Source organism: Mesorhizobium sp. LCM 4577, from assembly GCF_001854795.2.
Lineage (GTDB): Bacteria > Pseudomonadota > Alphaproteobacteria > Rhizobiales > Rhizobiaceae > Mesorhizobium > Mesorhizobium plurifarium.
Genome location: NZ_MDDU01000007.1, coordinates 52,947 through 68,159, shown reverse-complemented (window position 1 = coordinate 68,159; position 15,213 = coordinate 52,947). Strand labels below are relative to the sequence as shown.

Below are 15,213 nucleotides of genomic sequence, written 5' to 3'. Positions count from 1 at the left end.
GTATCTTTTCGCGCCAGCCAAATTGAAGCTGGGTATCCATCATGTCCTTCCAGAAACTCGACGATCTCGGCCACAAGCTCGAAGCGCTCGAGCATGCTTTAGCCATCCTTGGCGCGGATGAGGCGACGCACATGGCGGTCGGCGGCGGCGAAAAGCGCGCCGAGGCGATGTCCTCGCTTGCCGGCATGCTGCATCGCCAGGCGACCGCGCCCGAGATCGGCGACTGGATCGCCGCCGCCGAGCAAGAGCCGCTGAACGACGAGCAGCAGGCGGCGGTGCGGGAATTGCGCCGCCAATACACCAACCTCACCTGCCTGCCGGCCGAGTTCGTCGAGCGTCAGACAGTGGCGCGCATGCGCTCCGAGCAGCTCTGGCGGAGCTTGCGCGCCAGGAACGACTGGGCCGGCTTCCTGCCGGCGCTGGAAGGCGTCGTGGCGCTGGTGCGCGAGGAAGCAGCACTGCGTGCCGAGGCGCTTGGCCTGRCGCCCTATGATGCGCTGATGGAGCAATACGATCCCGGCAACCGCGCCGCCGACATCACGCCGGTCTTTGCCGAGCTGAAGGCCTTTCTCAAGGATTTCCTGCCGCACGCGCTGGCGGTGCAGGATGCGCGGCTGGCAAAACATCCGCTGAAGCCGCTCTCCGGCAGCTATGCCGTCGAGAAGCAGCGCGAGCTCGGTCTTGCCATGATGGCGGCCGTCGGCTTCGACCTCACCCATGGCTCGCTGTCGGTGTCGCACCATCCCTTCTGCGGCGGCGTGCCGACCGACGTGCGCATCACCACCCGCTACAAGACCTCCGACTTCCTGTCGGCGCTGATGGGCGTGCTGCACGAGACCGGCCACGCGCTCTACGAGCAGAACCTGCCGAAAGCCTGGTCGCATTGGGCGCTCGGTAAGGCGCGCGGCATGGCCGTGCATGAGAGCCAGAGCCTGTTCGTCGAAAAGCAGATCGGCCGCAACCCCGCCTTCTGGCACTGGGCGCTGCCRGTGGTCGAAAAACACCTCGGCGAAGYCTGGTCGCTCGACGACATCCTGCCGCATGTCCACCATGTCGAGCGCGGCCTGATCCGCGTCGACGCCGACGAGGTCACCTATCCGCTGCATGTCATCCTTCGCTACGAGCTCGAGCAGGAGCTCGTCGCCGGCCGGCTGGAGGTCGCCGACCTACCCGAGGCCTGGGACGCCAAGATGCGCGACTATCTCGGCCTCTCGACCATCGACAACCCGGCTGACGGACCGATGCAGGACGTGCACTGGCCGGGCGCCGCCTTCGGCTATTTCCCCTCCTACACGCTGGGCGCCATGATGGCGGCGCAGCAATGGGCGGCGCTGACTAGGGAGCATCCGTCGGCCGACGAGGACCTCGCCAAGGGCGATTTCAGCGCCGTCAACGAATGGCGTCGGGCAAAAATCTGGTCGCAAGGCTCACGCTGGTCGACGCCGGACCTGCTCGAGCGCGCCACCGGCGAGAAGCTCAACGCGGTTTACTTCACGGAGCACCTGCGCAAGCGCTACGACGCCTCATAGACCGACACCGGCAATGGCCGCCCGTTTGCATACCGATTCGTACTACCATATGTTATGATCAAAAGGTGCGCAGATGAACGCTTCAGGTCCCAAGGAACGCGCAACGTTTTCGATCGACAGCACGATCAAGGAGACGCTTGAAAGCCAGATTCCGAAAAGCAAGCGATCCCGCTTTGTCGAAGAGGCAATCGCGAAGGCATTGAAGGACGCCGCGAAAGAACGTGCTCTGAAAATGATCCGGGAATTCAAGCCGACCTCGACCGGCGGTGAAGACTCCACTGACGTGCTGCACAGAATTCGCCAGGAAATGGACGGTCGGCCTGTGGATATCCTCGAAGGCCGCAAAAAGTGATCATCGTCGATGCGTCGATCTTCATCAAACTCTTTCGGGATGAGGATGACAGCGAACAGGCACGAAATCTGTTCGCGAAGAACATTGCGGATGGCCGCGCCATGGCCGCTCCCAGCATCCTGCTTTACGAGGCGCTATCGGCTGCGCTTCATTATGAGCAATCCTTTGTCATAGTCGCAAAGCTCATCGCCGGATTGCGCGAAGGCGGTTTCGAGCTTCTAGAGCCGGATATGGACGAACTGGCCAAAACACAGGAGATGGCGACGCAGCTCAGCCCGGCTGGCGGCTATCCGACGCTCAATGATTGCGTTTACCATGCAATCGCCATCAATCGCGCCGGAACGTTGGTAACAGCCGACCGGCGGCATTTTGCCAAAACAAAACACTTGGGCCGCATCACTCTACTCGCCGACTGGCGAGCAGACTGACACATTTCTACTCCRCCGCGCCCTTGAAGGCGCTGGCGCCCGTCTCGAACTGCAGCTTGGCGAGCCGCGCATAGGTGCCGCCCTTGGCGACAAGGCTCTGATGCGTGCCTTCCTCGACGATGCGCCCGCCGTCCATGACGAGGATGCGGTCGGCCTTGAGCACGGTGGCCAGCCGGTGCGCGATGACGATGGTGGTGCGGCCGCGCATCAGCCGCTCCAGCGCCCTTTGCACCAGCGTCTCGCTTTCGGCGTCGAGCGCCGAGGTCGCTTCGTCGAGCAGAAGGATCGGCGCGTCGCGCAGGATGGCGCGGGCAATCGCGACGCGCTGGCGCTGGCCGCCGGACAGCGTCACGCCGCGCTCGCCGACCTGGCTGTCATAGCCATTGCCCAGCCTGGCGATGAATTCATCGGCAAGGGCGGCCTTTGCCGCGGCCTCGATCTCGGCGTCGCCGGCGCCCTGCCTGCCGAAGCCGATATTGTCGCGGACGCTCGCCGCAAAGATGGTGACGTCCTGCGGCACGATCGCGATGCGCTGGCGGATGGCGGCCGGATCGGCCTCGCGCAGATCGACGCCGTCGATGACGACGCGGCCGCTCTCGGGATCGTAGAAGCGCAGGATCAGCGAGAAGACGGTGCTCTTGCCGGCGCCTGAGGGCCCGACGATCGCCACCGTCTCGCCCGGCTTCACCTGGAAGCTCAGGCCATGCACGGCGGCGCGGTCCGGCCGCGCCGGATAGGAGAAGGAGACATCGTCGAAGCTGATCGCGCCCTTGGCGGTGGCAGGCAACGGAACAGGGTCGACGGGCCGCTGGATCGCCGGCGTCTCGGCCAGGATCTCGGTCAGCCGCTCGGCGGCGCCCGCCGCCTGCGACAGCTCGCTCCACACCTCCGACAGCGCGCCCAGCGCGCCGGCGGCAAACACCGAATAGAGCAGGAACTGACCGAGCGTGCCGGCCGACAGCGTGCCGGCAAGCACGTCGCGCGAACCGAACCACAGCACCGCGACCACGGACGAAAAGATCATGAAGATGGCGAAGAAGGTCAGGAACGAGCGCGCGAACACCGATGCCCGCGCGGCCTCGAAGGCGGCGTCGACGGCGCTTGCGAAGCGGCCGGTAACCAGCTTCTCGTTGGTGAAGGCCTGCAGCGTGCGCACCGCGCCGATCTGCTCGCTGGCATAGGCGGTGGCCTCGGCGAGCGTGTCCTGCGCCATGCGCGATTTACGGCGCACCGAACGGCCGAATGCGACCAGCGGCAGCACGATCACCGGGATCGCCACCAGCACGAGGCCGGAGAGTTTCGGGCTGGTGACGACCATCATCGCCACCGCGCCGAGGCCGAGGATGAGGTTGCGCAGCGCGACCGAGGCAGTGGCGCCGACCGCCGACTTCACCTGCGTGGTGTCGGCGGCGAGCCGCGACACGATCTCGCCCGAATGCGAGCGGTCGAAGAACGCCGGCGACAGGGTCGTGACATGGGAAAAAACGTCGCGGCGGATGTCGGCGACGACCCGCTCGCCGAGCGTGATGACGAAATAGTAGCGGCTGGCCGAGGCGGCCGCGAGCAGCGCCGCCATCGCCACGAGCGCGGCGAAATACTCCGCGATGAAGGTCGAGCCCGATGCCTGGAAACCGTGATCGATCATGCGCCGCACGGCCATCGGCAAGGCAAGCGTCGTCACCGCCGCCACGATCAGCGAGATGATGGCGCCTATCGCCAGCTTCCGGTAGCGGGTGATATAGGGAAAAAGGCTGCGGAGCGGCCGGACCGAGCGTCTGCGCTCGCCTGCACTGGCACCGATTTCCGCCATGAGCATTTCCTCTGGCCGCTTGCCGGGACCGCGTTTCAATATGCGTCCGCCGCGGCCTTGTGATTCAATTCCGGCTGATGTATAGGCTCGCCGACCGTTTTAGAAGCCGTGGCTTTTCATTAGCTGCGGCTTCGAGTTTTAAAAAGGGGCGCATCGACGCAGGCCTTTGGCCCGTCACCAGCGCCGGCAGCCAGGAAACACGACAATGAAGGCCGATATCCATCCCGACTACCACACCATCAAAGTCGTCATGACCGACGGCACCGAGTACCTGACCCGTTCGACCTGGGGCAAGGAAGGCGACACGATGAACCTCGACATCGACCCGACCACGCACCCGGCCTGGACCGGTGGCCAGCAGACCCTGCTCGACCGCGGCGGCCGCCTGTCGAAGTTCAAGAAGCGTTTCGAAGGTTTCGGCCTCTAAGCCGGATATATCGACAGGTTTGAAAAACCCGCCTTCGAGGCGGGTTTTTTGTTGGCAGTTTTTCCTTCTCCCCGTTCAACGGGGAGAAGGTGCCCGAAGGGCGGATGAGGGGCAGCGCCGAACCTTGAAGTTCAAGGTTCCTCGCCCATGAAGTGGGGAGAGGTGGCTCGGCGAAGCCGAGACGGAGAGGGGAGCGCCCTTCGAAGGCCCCGCTCCGTCCGCTTCGCGGACACCTCGCCCCGCTCTTGGCGGGGGCGAGGAACCCAAGCCTTGCGACGCTGCGGAAATCGTTCCTACTCTCCCACCAACTCCCTCAGCGCCATGCGCTTGTAAGCCGCGACCAGTCTGTCGCCCTCGTCGCGGTCGACCGAGATCGCCAGCCGCACGGCGGCTTCACCCATCTGCCACACCAGAAATGCCGTCGTCTCCAGCTCGACCGGATCGGCATCGGGCCTGAGCCGTTTCAGCACCGCGACCAGAAAGTCGGCGTTGGCGCGGCTGTCGGCCAATTCCAGTTCGCGCAGCGCCTTGTCGGCCTGCGTGCCCGACCAGACGTCGCGTATCACCGGCTCGGCCAGGAACAGCCGGTAGTAGATGTCGACCAGTTCCGAGAACGCCTGTCTAAGGCCAWCCTTGTCGCCGACATCCTTCAGCGCCGCGGAAATGCACGCCTGGCTTTCGGCCGTGTAGCGCTCGGCCAGCGCCCAGACGATCGCCCGCTTGTCCGGAAAGAACTGGTAGAGCGAGCCGATCGAAACCCCTGCCCTTTCCGCGACCTCGCCCATGCGCATGGCATCGCTGCCCTGCTCGGCAATCAAGGCCGAGGCGGCCGCGAGCATGCGCTCGACCCGTTCGCGGCTGCGCTGCTGGCTCGGCGACCGGCGCGGCGAAGCGATGGCGGCCTGATCGGCCTTCGCGGCGACTTTCTCGTCCATGGCTCTCTCCAGGCGATTTTTCCCACAACTGGCTTGACTCAAAAAATACGAGGGTTTATCACGTTTTGCAAATGTGAGGATTTATCACGTTTTAATCCTGGCCCCTGGAGCAACTGAGATGATGAAACTTCTTCCCACCCTCACCTTCATCGCCGCGATCGGCTCGGGCGTCGTCGGCGGCGTGTTCTTCGCCTTTTCCAATTTCGTCATCGCGGCACTTGCCCGGCTGCCCGTCCCAAGCGGCATCGCGGCGATGAATTCGATCAACGTCACGGTGATCACGCCGACCTTCATGACCGCGCTGTTCGGCACCGGCCTGATCTGCCTGGTGTTGATTGCCGCCGTTTTCTTCGGCTGGAGCCAGTCGGGCTCATACTGGCTGCTTGCCGGCGCCGTGATCTATTTCRTCGGCAATCCGATCGTGACCATGGTCTTCAACGTACCGCTCAACGACGCGCTGGCCGCCGTCGATCCGCAGAGCGCCGACGGCGCCGCCGTGTGGGCGAACCATCTGAGCCAATGGGTGATGTGGAACCATGTCCGCACCGTCACCGCCATCGTGGCGATGGCCTGCTTCATCATGGCGCTGATTTGAAAGGCGCCTAGTTCAAAACGAAAGAGCCGGCTTCAAGCCGGGTCTTTCGTTTTATGCCCCTTGCGGTCGGCGTGGCCGAGATCCCGCTCCGGATCGATGACGTCGCGGACCAGCTGCTTCAGCTTCGCCGCGTCCGGAAAACCGCCGTCGCGCTTGCGTTCCCAGATGAGCTGATCGTTGCAGGAAATGGAGAAGATGCCGCCAGTGCCCGGAACCAGTGTCACCTCGCCGAGATCGGTGCCGAAGGTCGAGAGCAGTTCCTGCGCCATCCAGCCGGCACGCAACAGCCATTGGCATTGCGTGCAATAGGTGATGCGGATGACGGGCAGCGGCTTCTCGCTCATATCGGATCCGCTAGGCCGGTCAGGCCGCGCTGAGCTTGGCCATCGTTTCGTCGTCGACCTCGAAATTGGCGTAGACGCTCTGCACGTCGTCATCGTCCTCGAGCGTGGCGACCAGCTTCATCAGCGACTGCGCCCGCTCTTCGTCGACCGGGACGTTGTTCTGCGGCTGCCAGATCGGCTTGACCGATTCCGCTTCGCCGAGCGCCGCTTCCAGCGACTTCGACACTTCGCCGAGATTTTCGAAGCCGCAATAGATGGTGTGGCCTTCCTCGTCGGACTCCACATCGTCGGCGCCAGCCTCGATCGCAGCTTCCATCACCTTGTCGGCGCTGCCGGCCGAGGCCGGGTAATAGATCTCGCCGACACGGTTCCACATGAAGGACACCGAGCCGGTTTCGCCGAGCGCCCCGCCGGCCTTGGTGAAGGCGGCGCGCACGTTGGAGGCCGAGCGGTTTCGGTTGTCGGTCAGCACTTCCACGATCAACGCCACGCCGCCCGGGCCATAGCCCTCATAGCGCACGGCCTCATAATTTTCGGCGTCGCCGGCGGACGCCTTGTTGATGGCGCGCTGGATGTTGTCCTTCGGCATCGACACCGCCTTGGCGTTCTGCACCGCAAGGCGCAGCCTTGGGTTCATCGCCGGGTCCGGCGTGCCGGTCTTGGCGGCGACGGTGATTTCGCGCGCCAGCTTGGAAAACATTTTCGACCGCACCGCGTCCTGGCGGCCCTTGCGGTGCATGATGTTCTTAAACTGCGAATGGCCAGCCATGGCACCCCTGTCGTGTTCGGCTAGAGCATTTCGAAGCGAGGTGTCGTCACCGCGTCTTCGGCAAATGCTCGAATTCAATCTTTTAGAACGTCCCGGGCATGCCTGCGAAGGCACGCGGCGCTCTTTGTCGGAATGGCCGGCTTATAGATAAATCGGCTCAATTCGTCCAGCCGCCCCGTCACTCCGGCGCCGAAGAGACCGCTCAACCCTCCAGATCGGACTTCAGCCGATCGAGAATGCTGATCGCGTGGCCGGCATACTGGCTGATCCAGCGATCGTGGATCTGCTTGATCGGCAAGGCGTTGAGATGGTTCCAGCGCTCGCGCCCCTCGCGCTTCGCCACCACCAGGTCGGCCTCCTCCAGCACTTTCAGGTGCATCATCACCGTGCAGCGGTCCATGTCCGGGAAAGCCTCGCACAGCGCGCCTGTGGTCTGCGGCTGATCCTTCAGGCGATCCAGCAATTCGCGCCGGCGCGGATGCGCCAAGGCCTTGAAAACATGGTCGTCCGCGGTTTGACTTGACATGTTATGTTTCTATAACATATCGTTTCGCGCAGCAAGGAAGGAGCTGTGGATATGTCCCTTGGTTTCAGGATTTCCGGACGCATCGGCAAACCGGTCGCCGAGGTCTTCGACGCGGTCGTCAACCCGACGAAGCTCAGCGGCTATTTCACCACCGTCGGCGGCGCTTCGGCTCCGCTTGTCGCCGGCACCACGGTCACCTGGTGGAAGGCGGTGCCGGTCGAGGTCGACGAAGTGACGAAGGACAAGCGCATCGTGCTGCGCTGGGACGCCACCGACGCTGATGGCAAGCCGGTCTACAAGACCCGCATCGAGATGAATTTCGAGCCGCTGGACGACGGCGGCACCTTCGTCACCATCGCCGAGGACGGCTGGCGCGAAGGAGAGGTCGGCCTGAAGAAATCATACCTCAACTGCGAGGGCTGGTCGCAGATGCTCGCCTGCATGAAGGCCTATCTCGAATACGGCATCAATCTGCGCGACGGCTATTATCGCAGTGAGATGAAGGGCGAACCGGCCAACGAGACCAATATTTGAGACCCAGCATCTCCAGCCAAGGGAGGACTGTCGTGAAGGTAACGCCGTTCCTGATGTTCGAAGGCCGGGCCGAGGAGGCCGTGACCCTCTATTGCGGGACAATTCCGGACAGCAGCGTCCTCGAGATGACACGTTACGGTGCGGGCGAAGATGGGCCCGAGGGGACCGTCAAGCTGGCGCGCGCGTCCATCTGCGGTGTGGAGGTTACGCTGTTCAACAGCCCGGTCCACCACGCCTTCACCTTCACGCCGTCCTTCTCCTTCTTCGTCGACTGCTCGTCCGAAGAGGAGCTGGAGCGTATCGTCTCCGTTCTTTCCAAGGACGGCGGCTTCCTGATGCCGGCCGGCAATTACGGCTTCAGCCGTCGCTTCGCCTGGCTGAACGACCGCTTCGGCGTCTCCTGGCAGATCAACCTGCCTTGAACGGTCACCAGCAACATCCGAACGGCAGACAAGGAATCGGGAATGGAAGCCGAAATCACCGGCGGCATCAACATCGCCATGAAGGTACCGCCCCACCAATATGAAGCGACCATCGCCTTCTATCGCGATGTCGTCGGCCTGAAGCCTTTCACAGCTAAGGCGCCGGCGGTGGGGTTCGAACTCGGTCCCAACCGCCTCTGGATCGATGAAGCGCCGATGCTGAGCCAGGCCGAAGTCTGGCTGGAGCTTTTCACGCCGGACTTTGCAATCGCCGCCGATCATCTTGCCAGGACCGGTGTCGTGCGTTGCGACGCCATCGAGCCGCTGGGCGATGGCTTCCGCGGCGGTTGGATCACCAATCCGGCCAACATCGTCCACATGGTGCGGGAGCCGGACGCCTGGTGACCTGCCCGAAAGGAGAACGCCATGGAAATCGACAAAGCTCCAACCGCTGAAACCGCCATGCTGATCCGCCGGCCGGTCGCCGAGGTCTTCGAGGCGATCGTCGATCCGGCGGTCACCACGAAATTCTGGTTCACGCATTCGAGCGGCAGGCTGGACGAAGGCAAGCCGGTCGAGTGGGAGTGGCGCATGTACGGTGTCTCGACGACGGCCACGGTCAGCGAGATCGTTCGCAATGAAAAGATCGTCATGCAATGGAGCGATCCGCCGACCACTGTGGTCTGGACCTTTACCGAAATGCCCGGCGACACCACTTTCCTCGAAGTCCGCAACTTCGGCTTTGCCGGCTCTGGCGACGAGCAGGTCAAGCAGGCGGTCGACTCGACCGGCGGCTTCTCGCTGGTGTTGGCCGGCGCCAAGGCCTGGCTGGAACAAGGCCTGACGCTCGGCTTGGTCGGCGACCGTCACCCGAAGGGCATTTCGGCTTAGCGGCGCGCCGGTGCCGTAGCGGGGGCCTAGTGCCCGCCGCCCGACCCCTGCTTCTTGCGGTTCCGTGCCAGCATGTTGAGGCCCTCGACCAGCGCCGAAAAACCCATGGCGGCGTAGATGTAACCCTTGGGCACGTGATAGCCCATGCCGTCGGCGATCAGCGTCATGCCGATCATCAGCAGGAAGCCCAGCGCCAGCATGACGATGGAGGGGTTCCTTGCGATGAAGTTGGCGAGCGGTGTCGCCGCCAGCATCATCACGCTCACCGCCACGATCACCGCGATGTACATGATGGCGATCTCGTCGGTCATGCCGACCGCGGTGATGATGGAATCGATCGAGAAGACGAGGTCGAGCAAAAGGATCTGGAAGATGGCGCCGGCAAGACTCAACTGCAACGTGCCGCCGACCATCGTGTCCTGATGGTCTTGCGGATCGACCGTATGATGGATTTCCTTGGTCGCCTTCCAGACCAGGAACAGGCCGCCGGCGATCAGGATCAGGTCGCGCCAGGAAAAGCCGTGGCCGAAGGCGGTGAATACCGGCGCCGTCAGCTGCACGATGATCGAGATCGTGGCGAGCAGGATGAGGCGCATGACCAGCGCCGCCGAGATGCCCAGCCGGCGGGCGCGGGCGCGCTGCGCTTCCGGCAATTTGTTGGTCAGGATCGAGATGAAGATCAGATTGTCGATGCCGAGCACGATCTCAAGCACCACCAGCGTCAAAAGCGCGACCCACGCGGTCGGATCGGAAACAAAGTGAAAGTGCGGCGCCAGGAATTCGACAAGCTGCATGGAGGTCGTCCCCTCTACGATCTAGAGCAGTGTTGCCGCCAGTTAGGTACTTTGCACACTCGTATCAATGTCACGACCAGAAGGACGGCGCCGTTTCTTCCAGCCGCGGCCCGCGACGAAACGGCGCGATTTTTTCGGCAAGCCCGGTGCGGTCGGAAATATCGACGCCGACGCCGCAGAGCGTCGCGGGTCCAGACGCCGCTTCGAAACGGCCCTTCGGCACTTTCGACAGGAACCGGTTGAGCGGCTCCTCCTTGTCCATGCCGAGCGAGGAATCGTAATCGCCGCACATGCCGGCGTCCGAAATATAGGCGGTGCCGCCATTGAGGATCTGATGGTCGGCGGTCGGCTGATGCGTGTGCGTGCCGACCACGAGGCTGGCGCGACCGTCGACGAAATGCGCGAAGCACATCTTCTCCGAGGTCGCCTCGGCGTGGAAATCGACGATGGCCGCATCGGCCTGCTCGCCGAGCGGACAGGCGGCAAGCTCGCGCTCGCCGGCCTGGAACGGATCGTCGAGCTCGGGGTGCATGAAGACCCGCCCCATGATGTTGGCGACCAGCACACGCGCGCCGTTACGGGCGATGTAGACGCCCGAGCCGCGCCCTGGCGTGCCCTTGGGAAAATTCGAAGGCCGCAGGAAGCGCTCCTCGCGCGGCGCGAAGATCAGCGCGTCGCGCTGGTCCCAGACATGGTTGCCGGTGGTGACGACATCCGCGCCCGCCGCGAGCGTCTCGCGGAAGATCTCCTCAGTGATGCCGAAGCCGCCGGCGGCGTTCTCGCCATTAACGATGACGAAATCGAGCTTGAAGTCGGAAATCAGCCCCGGCAGCTGCTCCCAGACTGCCGTGCGTCCCGTTTTGCCAACCATGTCGCCGAGGAAGAGAAGTCTCATGCGGCGCTACGCGTGCCGAGCGCCCGAGACACCGTTTCCGGCTCCTTGGCGATAACTTGCAAATAAGCTTGCGCAGCCTGGTCCGGCTCCGTTCTGCCCTGCTCCCAGTCCCTAAGTGTGCCGAGCGGAATGCGATAGCGGACGGAAAATTCCTCCTGGGTAAGATGCAAGGCCCGACGGATCACTTTGACGCGCGCGACAGATGCCACTCCCGACCGATCCGTGTCGAGGGGAGGATTGTCCTTGTCCGTCAAGGCGCCGGCCTCCGCCTCCGCGTCGCTCATGTTGCGCAGACGCTCCCAATCGGATTCAGTTCCTGCGTGCTTGGTCATAGGCTTTCTGCTCATGGCGCGTCGCCTTCCTGGCGGAGATCAGTCTTATTCGGTCGCCGCGTTCGGTGTAAACCACTGTCAGCACCAATCCATTGACAATACCGATGCCGATAAAGCGCTCTTCTTCGTAATCCATCGAGCGATCCGAATAATGCAGGGCATGGATATCGTCGAACAGCCGTTTGGCATCCGCAAATGCCACACCGTGCTTGGTAAGATTGCTCGCTGCTTTGTCGTCATCCCACTCGAATTCAAGCATTGCGACCTACTGGAATTCAGTAGTATTTGCCAGATGGGCGCGAACGTCAAGCCGTGGCATGGCGTCCTCGCAGCCAGAAGAACCAGACGTAAAACAAGGTGAACCCGCCGGTGACGCCGAGCAGCAGCAGCCCGCCACGCCAGCCCTCCATCGCCGCGGTATCGAGGTTTGATGGATCGGCCGGGTCGTAATAGAATTCCAGTTGATCGCCCTTGGCCGCCTTGTAGAGACCGACATCCTTACCCTTGCCGGACCAGGTCATCGGCACGTCGTTGACGACGTAAGCCAGGGCGACATCGATGCCGTCCGTCTTCAGACCGTTCGCCTGCATTTCGCTGTAGGGACTGACATCAGCGACGGTGGCGACCGTCCGCTGCCAGGCGACCTGATGATGCAGGGCAGTTCCTATGATGTGCGATCCCATCAAGAACAGTATCGCCGCGATCAGCGCGAAAGGCATCAGCAAATAGCGCGAAAGAACAAGCACCGCGCCCCCCCCGGCTCGACTATGGCTGCAGGAATATTATCCGACGTGTCTTTGAAACGCATTAAGCGGGTCGCGATAGTTTAAGCGATATCGAACCGGCGCAACCCGCTCTCGGTCAGTATTTCCGGAATGATGACGTCGTGGTCTTCATTGGGCACCAGCGGCACTTCCTGGCAGTCGAAGGCGATGCCGATCAGCCTGGGCTCGATGCCCTTGTCGGCGAGCTTGGCGATAGCGCGGTCGTAATAGCCGGCGCCATAGCCGATCCGGTGGCCGCGGGCGTCGAAGGCGGCGAGCGGCACCAGCATGAGCGTCGGGTCGAGCACCTCCGCCTCTTCATGCGGCCCGACCGTGCCGAACCCCATCTCGACCATCGGCGCGCCGCGCACCAGCTCGCGGAAGACGATCGTGGTCTTGTCGAGGATCGCCGGCAGGCAGAGTCTGGCGCCCTTTTCGCGCAGCGCGAACATCAGCGGCCGCACGTCGACTTCCGAGCGCATCGGCCAGAAGCCGGAGACGATCCGGCCGGGCTCGAAATCGATTTTTTCCTTCGCGGTCTCGGCCATTTCGAGCGCGATTTCCACGCGCCAGAATTCGTCGAGCGCATCGCGTCGCGCCAGCGCTTCCTTGCGAAGCTGTTTTTTCAGGTCTTTGGAAGGTGACATGCGGGGACGCTAGAAAAGGCCGAGCTTGGACGGCGTTGCAGGAACGACGTTTTCTAGCGTAATTCCAGGAAAGTGCGCAGCGCTATTCCGACCGGAATTGCGTCAAAACAGAGTGCAGGCGCAAGTCTCCCGAAATCGGCTACGCTATGCACACATCTTCCGTGACTGGCGTGACTGATCCGGCCGAGGCTTGATTGCCTCGTGGTTCCCCCAATCGGTCGCTGCTTCGCAGCGCCACCTTCCCCCGGAGGGAAAGGAAGGGAGCGTTGCAGAAAGCTCAGCGCCTTTCCTCTACCCCGTCGATCGGGGGAGAGGTGGCTCGGCGAAGCCGAGACGGAGTGGGGGTCGACCAGCGCTGCGTTGGACAATGCATGCGTCAAGCTGCCATGCTCGCCAAAGACCAGCCGTTTGTGTGCATGCCGTAGCCGAAATCGGGAGAGTGGCGATCCACACAACCGGTGGAGAGGTCGATCCCGGGTGCCTACAAAGTAGGTGGGCGCCGTGTGAGAAAACCCACGGGTCTTCCCAGGGACAGCTCCCTAAGGATCGATAAGGCCCCGGGGATAAGTTTCTCCTGCCGGGAAGCGCAGACCGCCGGGAGCAAATATAGGCCGATGGTTGGCCGTGCGCCAGAGAAACGAGCGACCATTGCGCGTAATTCGCCTTGCAGACCATCCCGACCAGAGGCTCTTCGGCAGCCGCCCTTGCGCGGCCCGTCCGGCCTCCTTACGGTCGCCGCAAAACGGCCAGGAGAAAAAATGCGTTTCGAAGGCACAGCGGCTTATGTCGCCGACAAGGATTTGATGGTCGCGGTCAACGCCGCGATCGCGCTGGAGCGGCCCTTGCTGGTCAAGGGCGAGCCGGGCACCGGCAAGACCGAGCTTGCCCGCCAGGTGGCGACCGCGCTGGGGCTCGAGTTCATCGAGTGGAACGTCAAGTCGACCACCAAGGCGCAGCAGGGCCTTTACGAATATGACGCCGTCTCGCGGCTGCGCGACAGCCAGCTCGGCGACGAACGCTTCAACGACATCGCCAACTACATCAAGCGCGGCAAGCTTTGGGACGCCTTCGCTGCCGGTAGGAAGGTCGTGCTGTTGATCGACGAGATCGACAAGGCCGACATCGAATTCCCCAACGACCTCCTGCAGGAACTCGACCGGATGGAGTTCTTCGTCTACGAGACCGGTCAGACGATCCGCGCCGAATTCCGCCCGATCGTCATCATCACCTCGAACAACGAGAAGGAACTGCCGGACGCCTTCCTGCGCCGCTGCTTCTTCCACTATATCCGCTTCCCCGACATCGACACGCTGCACCGCATCGTCGAGGTGCATTATCCCGGCATCAAGCAGAATCTGGTGCGGGCGGCGCTCACCCAGTTCTACGAGATCCGCGAGGTGCCGGGCCTCAAGAAGAAGCCCTCGACCTCCGAGGCGCTCGACTGGATCCGCCTTTTGGTCGCCGACGACATCGCGCCCGAGGATCTGCGCGCCGATCCGAAGAACATGCTGCCGAAACTGCACGGCGCGCTGTTGAAGAACGAACAGGACGTGCACCTGTTCGAAYGCCTGGCTTTCATGGCCAGACGGCAGCAATAACGCATGTCGCCCAGAAGTGTGCAGCGGTTCTGGGACAACGACATGCGTAAAAACAAGGAGCTAAAGCGCGTCGCGCTTTAGCTGCCAGCAATAGCGCTTTCCCGGTCCGTGGACCGTTGCCGGCCAGTCGTCCTCAGCGCAGCTTCGGCCCAAATGTTGGAGGAGAAAATGTCCGAGATCATCATCCGCCCACTCGCGCAGTCCGACCACGCCGACTGGCGCCGGCTGTGGACCGACTATCTGACCTTCTACGAGACCAAGCTGCCGGAAGAGGTCTACGCCATCACCTGGAAGCGGCTGTTCACGGACGGCGAGTTCGAGCCGAAGGGTTTCATCGCCAGGCTCGACGGCAGGGCCGTCGGCCTCACCCACTATCTCTATCACCGCTCCGGCTGGTCCGAGAAAAACAACTGCTACCTGCAGGACCTGTTCGCGGACCCTGAAGTGCGCGGCAAGGGCGTGGGCGCCGCGCTGATCAAAGCGGTGCAGGACGAGGCCGGCAAGATCGGCGTGAAGAACGTCTATTGGATGACGCACGAGACCAACGCCACCGCGCGCAGGCTCTACGACCATGTGGCGCGGCGGACGGGCTTCATCGAATACGATCTGCTATAACGGCTT

General features: G+C 63.0%; 22 protein-coding genes and 1 other RNA gene. 11 read left to right on the top strand and 12 right to left on the bottom strand.

Annotated features, from left to right (window positions below; genetic code table 11):
* The first annotated feature begins 41 nt into the window (after window positions 1-41).
* The 3 genes from LCM4577_RS11865 (at window position 42) to LCM4577_RS11855 (ending at window position 2,309) form a co-directional block, all read left to right on the top strand.
* Window positions 42-1,529 (top strand): carboxypeptidase M32, encoded by a 1,488-nt coding sequence (locus LCM4577_RS11865; RefSeq protein WP_071071307.1) that lies wholly within the window; start codon window positions 42-44, stop codon window positions 1,527-1,529.
* A 73-nt stretch (window positions 1,530-1,602) separates the two neighbouring features.
* On the top strand, window positions 1,603-1,881 hold the full coding sequence (locus LCM4577_RS11860; protein WP_071031406.1) for a hypothetical protein: 279 nt from the start codon (window positions 1,603-1,605) through the stop codon (window positions 1,879-1,881).
* Window positions 1,878-2,309, top strand: coding sequence for a type II toxin-antitoxin system VapC family toxin (locus tag LCM4577_RS11855; protein ID WP_071071305.1), 432 nt, complete (start codon window positions 1,878-1,880; stop codon window positions 2,307-2,309). The genes LCM4577_RS11860 and LCM4577_RS11855 overlap by 4 nt, the downstream gene beginning before the upstream one ends.
* A 7-nt stretch (window positions 2,310-2,316) precedes the next feature.
* Here LCM4577_RS11855 and LCM4577_RS11850 read toward each other — a convergent pair whose 3' ends face one another.
* Window positions 2,317-4,119, bottom strand: a complete 1,803-nt coding sequence (locus LCM4577_RS11850; protein ID WP_071071304.1) for an ABC transporter transmembrane domain-containing protein — start codon at window positions 4,117-4,119, stop codon at window positions 2,317-2,319.
* Window positions 4,120-4,324: 205 nt separating this feature from the next.
* On the opposite strand from LCM4577_RS11850, the gene rpmE reads away from it, so the two are divergent.
* Window positions 4,325-4,546, top strand: a complete 222-nt coding sequence (gene rpmE / locus LCM4577_RS11845; RefSeq protein WP_040974396.1) for a 50S ribosomal protein L31 — start codon at window positions 4,325-4,327, stop codon at window positions 4,544-4,546.
* A gap of 293 nt (window positions 4,547-4,839) precedes the next feature.
* Here the strand turns inward: rpmE and LCM4577_RS11840 are convergent, their stop codons facing one another.
* The gene (locus LCM4577_RS11840; protein WP_071071302.1) at window positions 4,840-5,481 is read right to left on the bottom strand and encodes a TetR/AcrR family transcriptional regulator; all 642 of its coding nucleotides are present in this window, start codon (window positions 5,479-5,481) and stop codon (window positions 4,840-4,842) included.
* A 118-nt stretch (window positions 5,482-5,599) separates the two neighbouring features.
* On the opposite strand from LCM4577_RS11840, the gene LCM4577_RS11835 reads away from it, so the two are divergent.
* Window positions 5,600-6,076: a DUF1772 domain-containing protein gene (locus LCM4577_RS11835; protein ID WP_071071301.1), complete on the top strand. Its 477-nt coding sequence runs from the start codon at window positions 5,600-5,602 to the stop codon at window positions 6,074-6,076.
* 32 nt (window positions 6,077-6,108) lie between these two features.
* On the opposite strand, the gene LCM4577_RS11830 is transcribed toward LCM4577_RS11835, so the two are convergent.
* The 3 genes from LCM4577_RS11830 to LCM4577_RS11820 all read right to left on the bottom strand — a co-directional run bounded on the left by LCM4577_RS11830 (window position 6,109) and on the right by LCM4577_RS11820 (window position 7,715).
* Complete coding sequence (locus LCM4577_RS11830; RefSeq protein ID WP_071031398.1) at window positions 6,109-6,420, bottom strand: SelT/SelW/SelH family protein; 312 nt, start codon at window positions 6,418-6,420, stop codon at window positions 6,109-6,111.
* A 19-nt stretch (window positions 6,421-6,439) separates the two neighbouring features.
* Window positions 6,440-7,189 carry a YebC/PmpR family DNA-binding transcriptional regulator gene (locus tag LCM4577_RS11825; protein ID WP_040991660.1) on the bottom strand — a complete coding sequence of 250 codons (750 nt, stop codon included), beginning with the start codon at window positions 7,187-7,189 and terminating at the stop codon, window positions 6,440-6,442.
* Between the two features lie 202 nt (window positions 7,190-7,391).
* Entirely contained in the window at window positions 7,392-7,715 is a 324-nt protein-coding gene (locus LCM4577_RS11820; RefSeq protein WP_040991659.1) for a helix-turn-helix transcriptional regulator, read from the bottom strand.
* Window positions 7,716-7,766: 51 nt separating this feature from the next.
* On the opposite strand from LCM4577_RS11820, the gene LCM4577_RS11815 reads away from it, so the two are divergent.
* The 4 genes from LCM4577_RS11815 to LCM4577_RS11800 are packed head-to-tail and all read left to right on the top strand — an operon-like array spanning window position 7,767 to window position 9,562.
* Entirely contained in the window at window positions 7,767-8,249 is a 483-nt protein-coding gene (locus LCM4577_RS11815; protein WP_071071299.1) for an SRPBCC domain-containing protein, read from the top strand.
* A 32-nt stretch (window positions 8,250-8,281) separates the two neighbouring features.
* Complete coding sequence (locus LCM4577_RS11810; RefSeq protein ID WP_274534958.1) at window positions 8,282-8,671, top strand: VOC family protein; 390 nt, start codon at window positions 8,282-8,284, stop codon at window positions 8,669-8,671.
* 42 nt (window positions 8,672-8,713) lie between these two features.
* Window positions 8,714-9,076 (top strand): hypothetical protein, encoded by a 363-nt coding sequence (locus LCM4577_RS11805; RefSeq protein ID WP_071071297.1) that lies wholly within the window; start codon window positions 8,714-8,716, stop codon window positions 9,074-9,076.
* Window positions 9,077-9,097: 21 nt separating this feature from the next.
* A complete protein-coding gene (locus tag LCM4577_RS11800) occupies window positions 9,098-9,562 on the top strand; it encodes an SRPBCC family protein (protein WP_071071295.1) in 465 nt (154 codons plus the stop codon).
* Window positions 9,563-9,588: 26 nt separating this feature from the next.
* Here the strand turns inward: LCM4577_RS11800 and LCM4577_RS11795 are convergent, their stop codons facing one another.
* From LCM4577_RS11795 to ssrS, 7 genes are all read right to left on the bottom strand, one after another.
* Window positions 9,589-10,356, bottom strand: coding sequence for a TerC family protein (locus LCM4577_RS11795; protein WP_040991655.1), 768 nt, complete (start codon window positions 10,354-10,356; stop codon window positions 9,589-9,591).
* Window positions 10,357-10,426: 70 nt separating this feature from the next.
* Window positions 10,427-11,251 carry a YmdB family metallophosphoesterase gene (locus LCM4577_RS11790; protein WP_040991654.1) on the bottom strand — a complete coding sequence of 275 codons (825 nt, stop codon included), beginning with the start codon at window positions 11,249-11,251 and terminating at the stop codon, window positions 10,427-10,429.
* On the bottom strand, window positions 11,248-11,583 hold the full coding sequence (locus LCM4577_RS11785) for a DNA-binding transcriptional regulator (RefSeq protein WP_071071293.1): 336 nt from the start codon (window positions 11,581-11,583) through the stop codon (window positions 11,248-11,250). Before LCM4577_RS11785 ends, LCM4577_RS11790 begins: the two co-directional genes overlap by 4 nt.
* The gene (locus LCM4577_RS11780) at window positions 11,561-11,842 is read right to left on the bottom strand and encodes a BrnT family toxin (protein WP_071031385.1); all 282 of its coding nucleotides are present in this window, start codon (window positions 11,840-11,842) and stop codon (window positions 11,561-11,563) included. Before LCM4577_RS11780 ends, LCM4577_RS11785 begins: the two co-directional genes overlap by 23 nt.
* 46 nt (window positions 11,843-11,888) lie before the next feature.
* Window positions 11,889-12,329, bottom strand: coding sequence for a DUF3592 domain-containing protein (locus LCM4577_RS11775; protein ID WP_071071291.1), 441 nt, complete (start codon window positions 12,327-12,329; stop codon window positions 11,889-11,891).
* Window positions 12,330-12,409: 80 nt separating this feature from the next.
* Window positions 12,410-12,994: a 5-formyltetrahydrofolate cyclo-ligase gene (locus LCM4577_RS11770; protein WP_071031381.1), complete on the bottom strand. Its 585-nt coding sequence runs from the start codon at window positions 12,992-12,994 to the stop codon at window positions 12,410-12,412.
* Window positions 12,995-13,434: 440 nt separating this feature from the next.
* A non-coding RNA gene (gene ssrS, locus LCM4577_RS11765) (6S RNA) lies at window positions 13,435-13,590 on the bottom strand.
* 162 nt (window positions 13,591-13,752) lie between these two features.
* Here ssrS and LCM4577_RS11760 point away from each other — a divergent pair.
* Window positions 13,753-14,592, top strand: a complete 840-nt coding sequence (locus tag LCM4577_RS11760) for a MoxR family ATPase (RefSeq protein ID WP_071071289.1) — start codon at window positions 13,753-13,755, stop codon at window positions 14,590-14,592.
* Window positions 14,593-14,760: 168 nt separating this feature from the next.
* Window positions 14,761-15,207, top strand: a complete 447-nt coding sequence (locus tag LCM4577_RS11755; protein WP_071031489.1) for a GNAT family N-acetyltransferase — start codon at window positions 14,761-14,763, stop codon at window positions 15,205-15,207.
* Window positions 15,208-15,213: the final 6 nt, after the last annotated feature.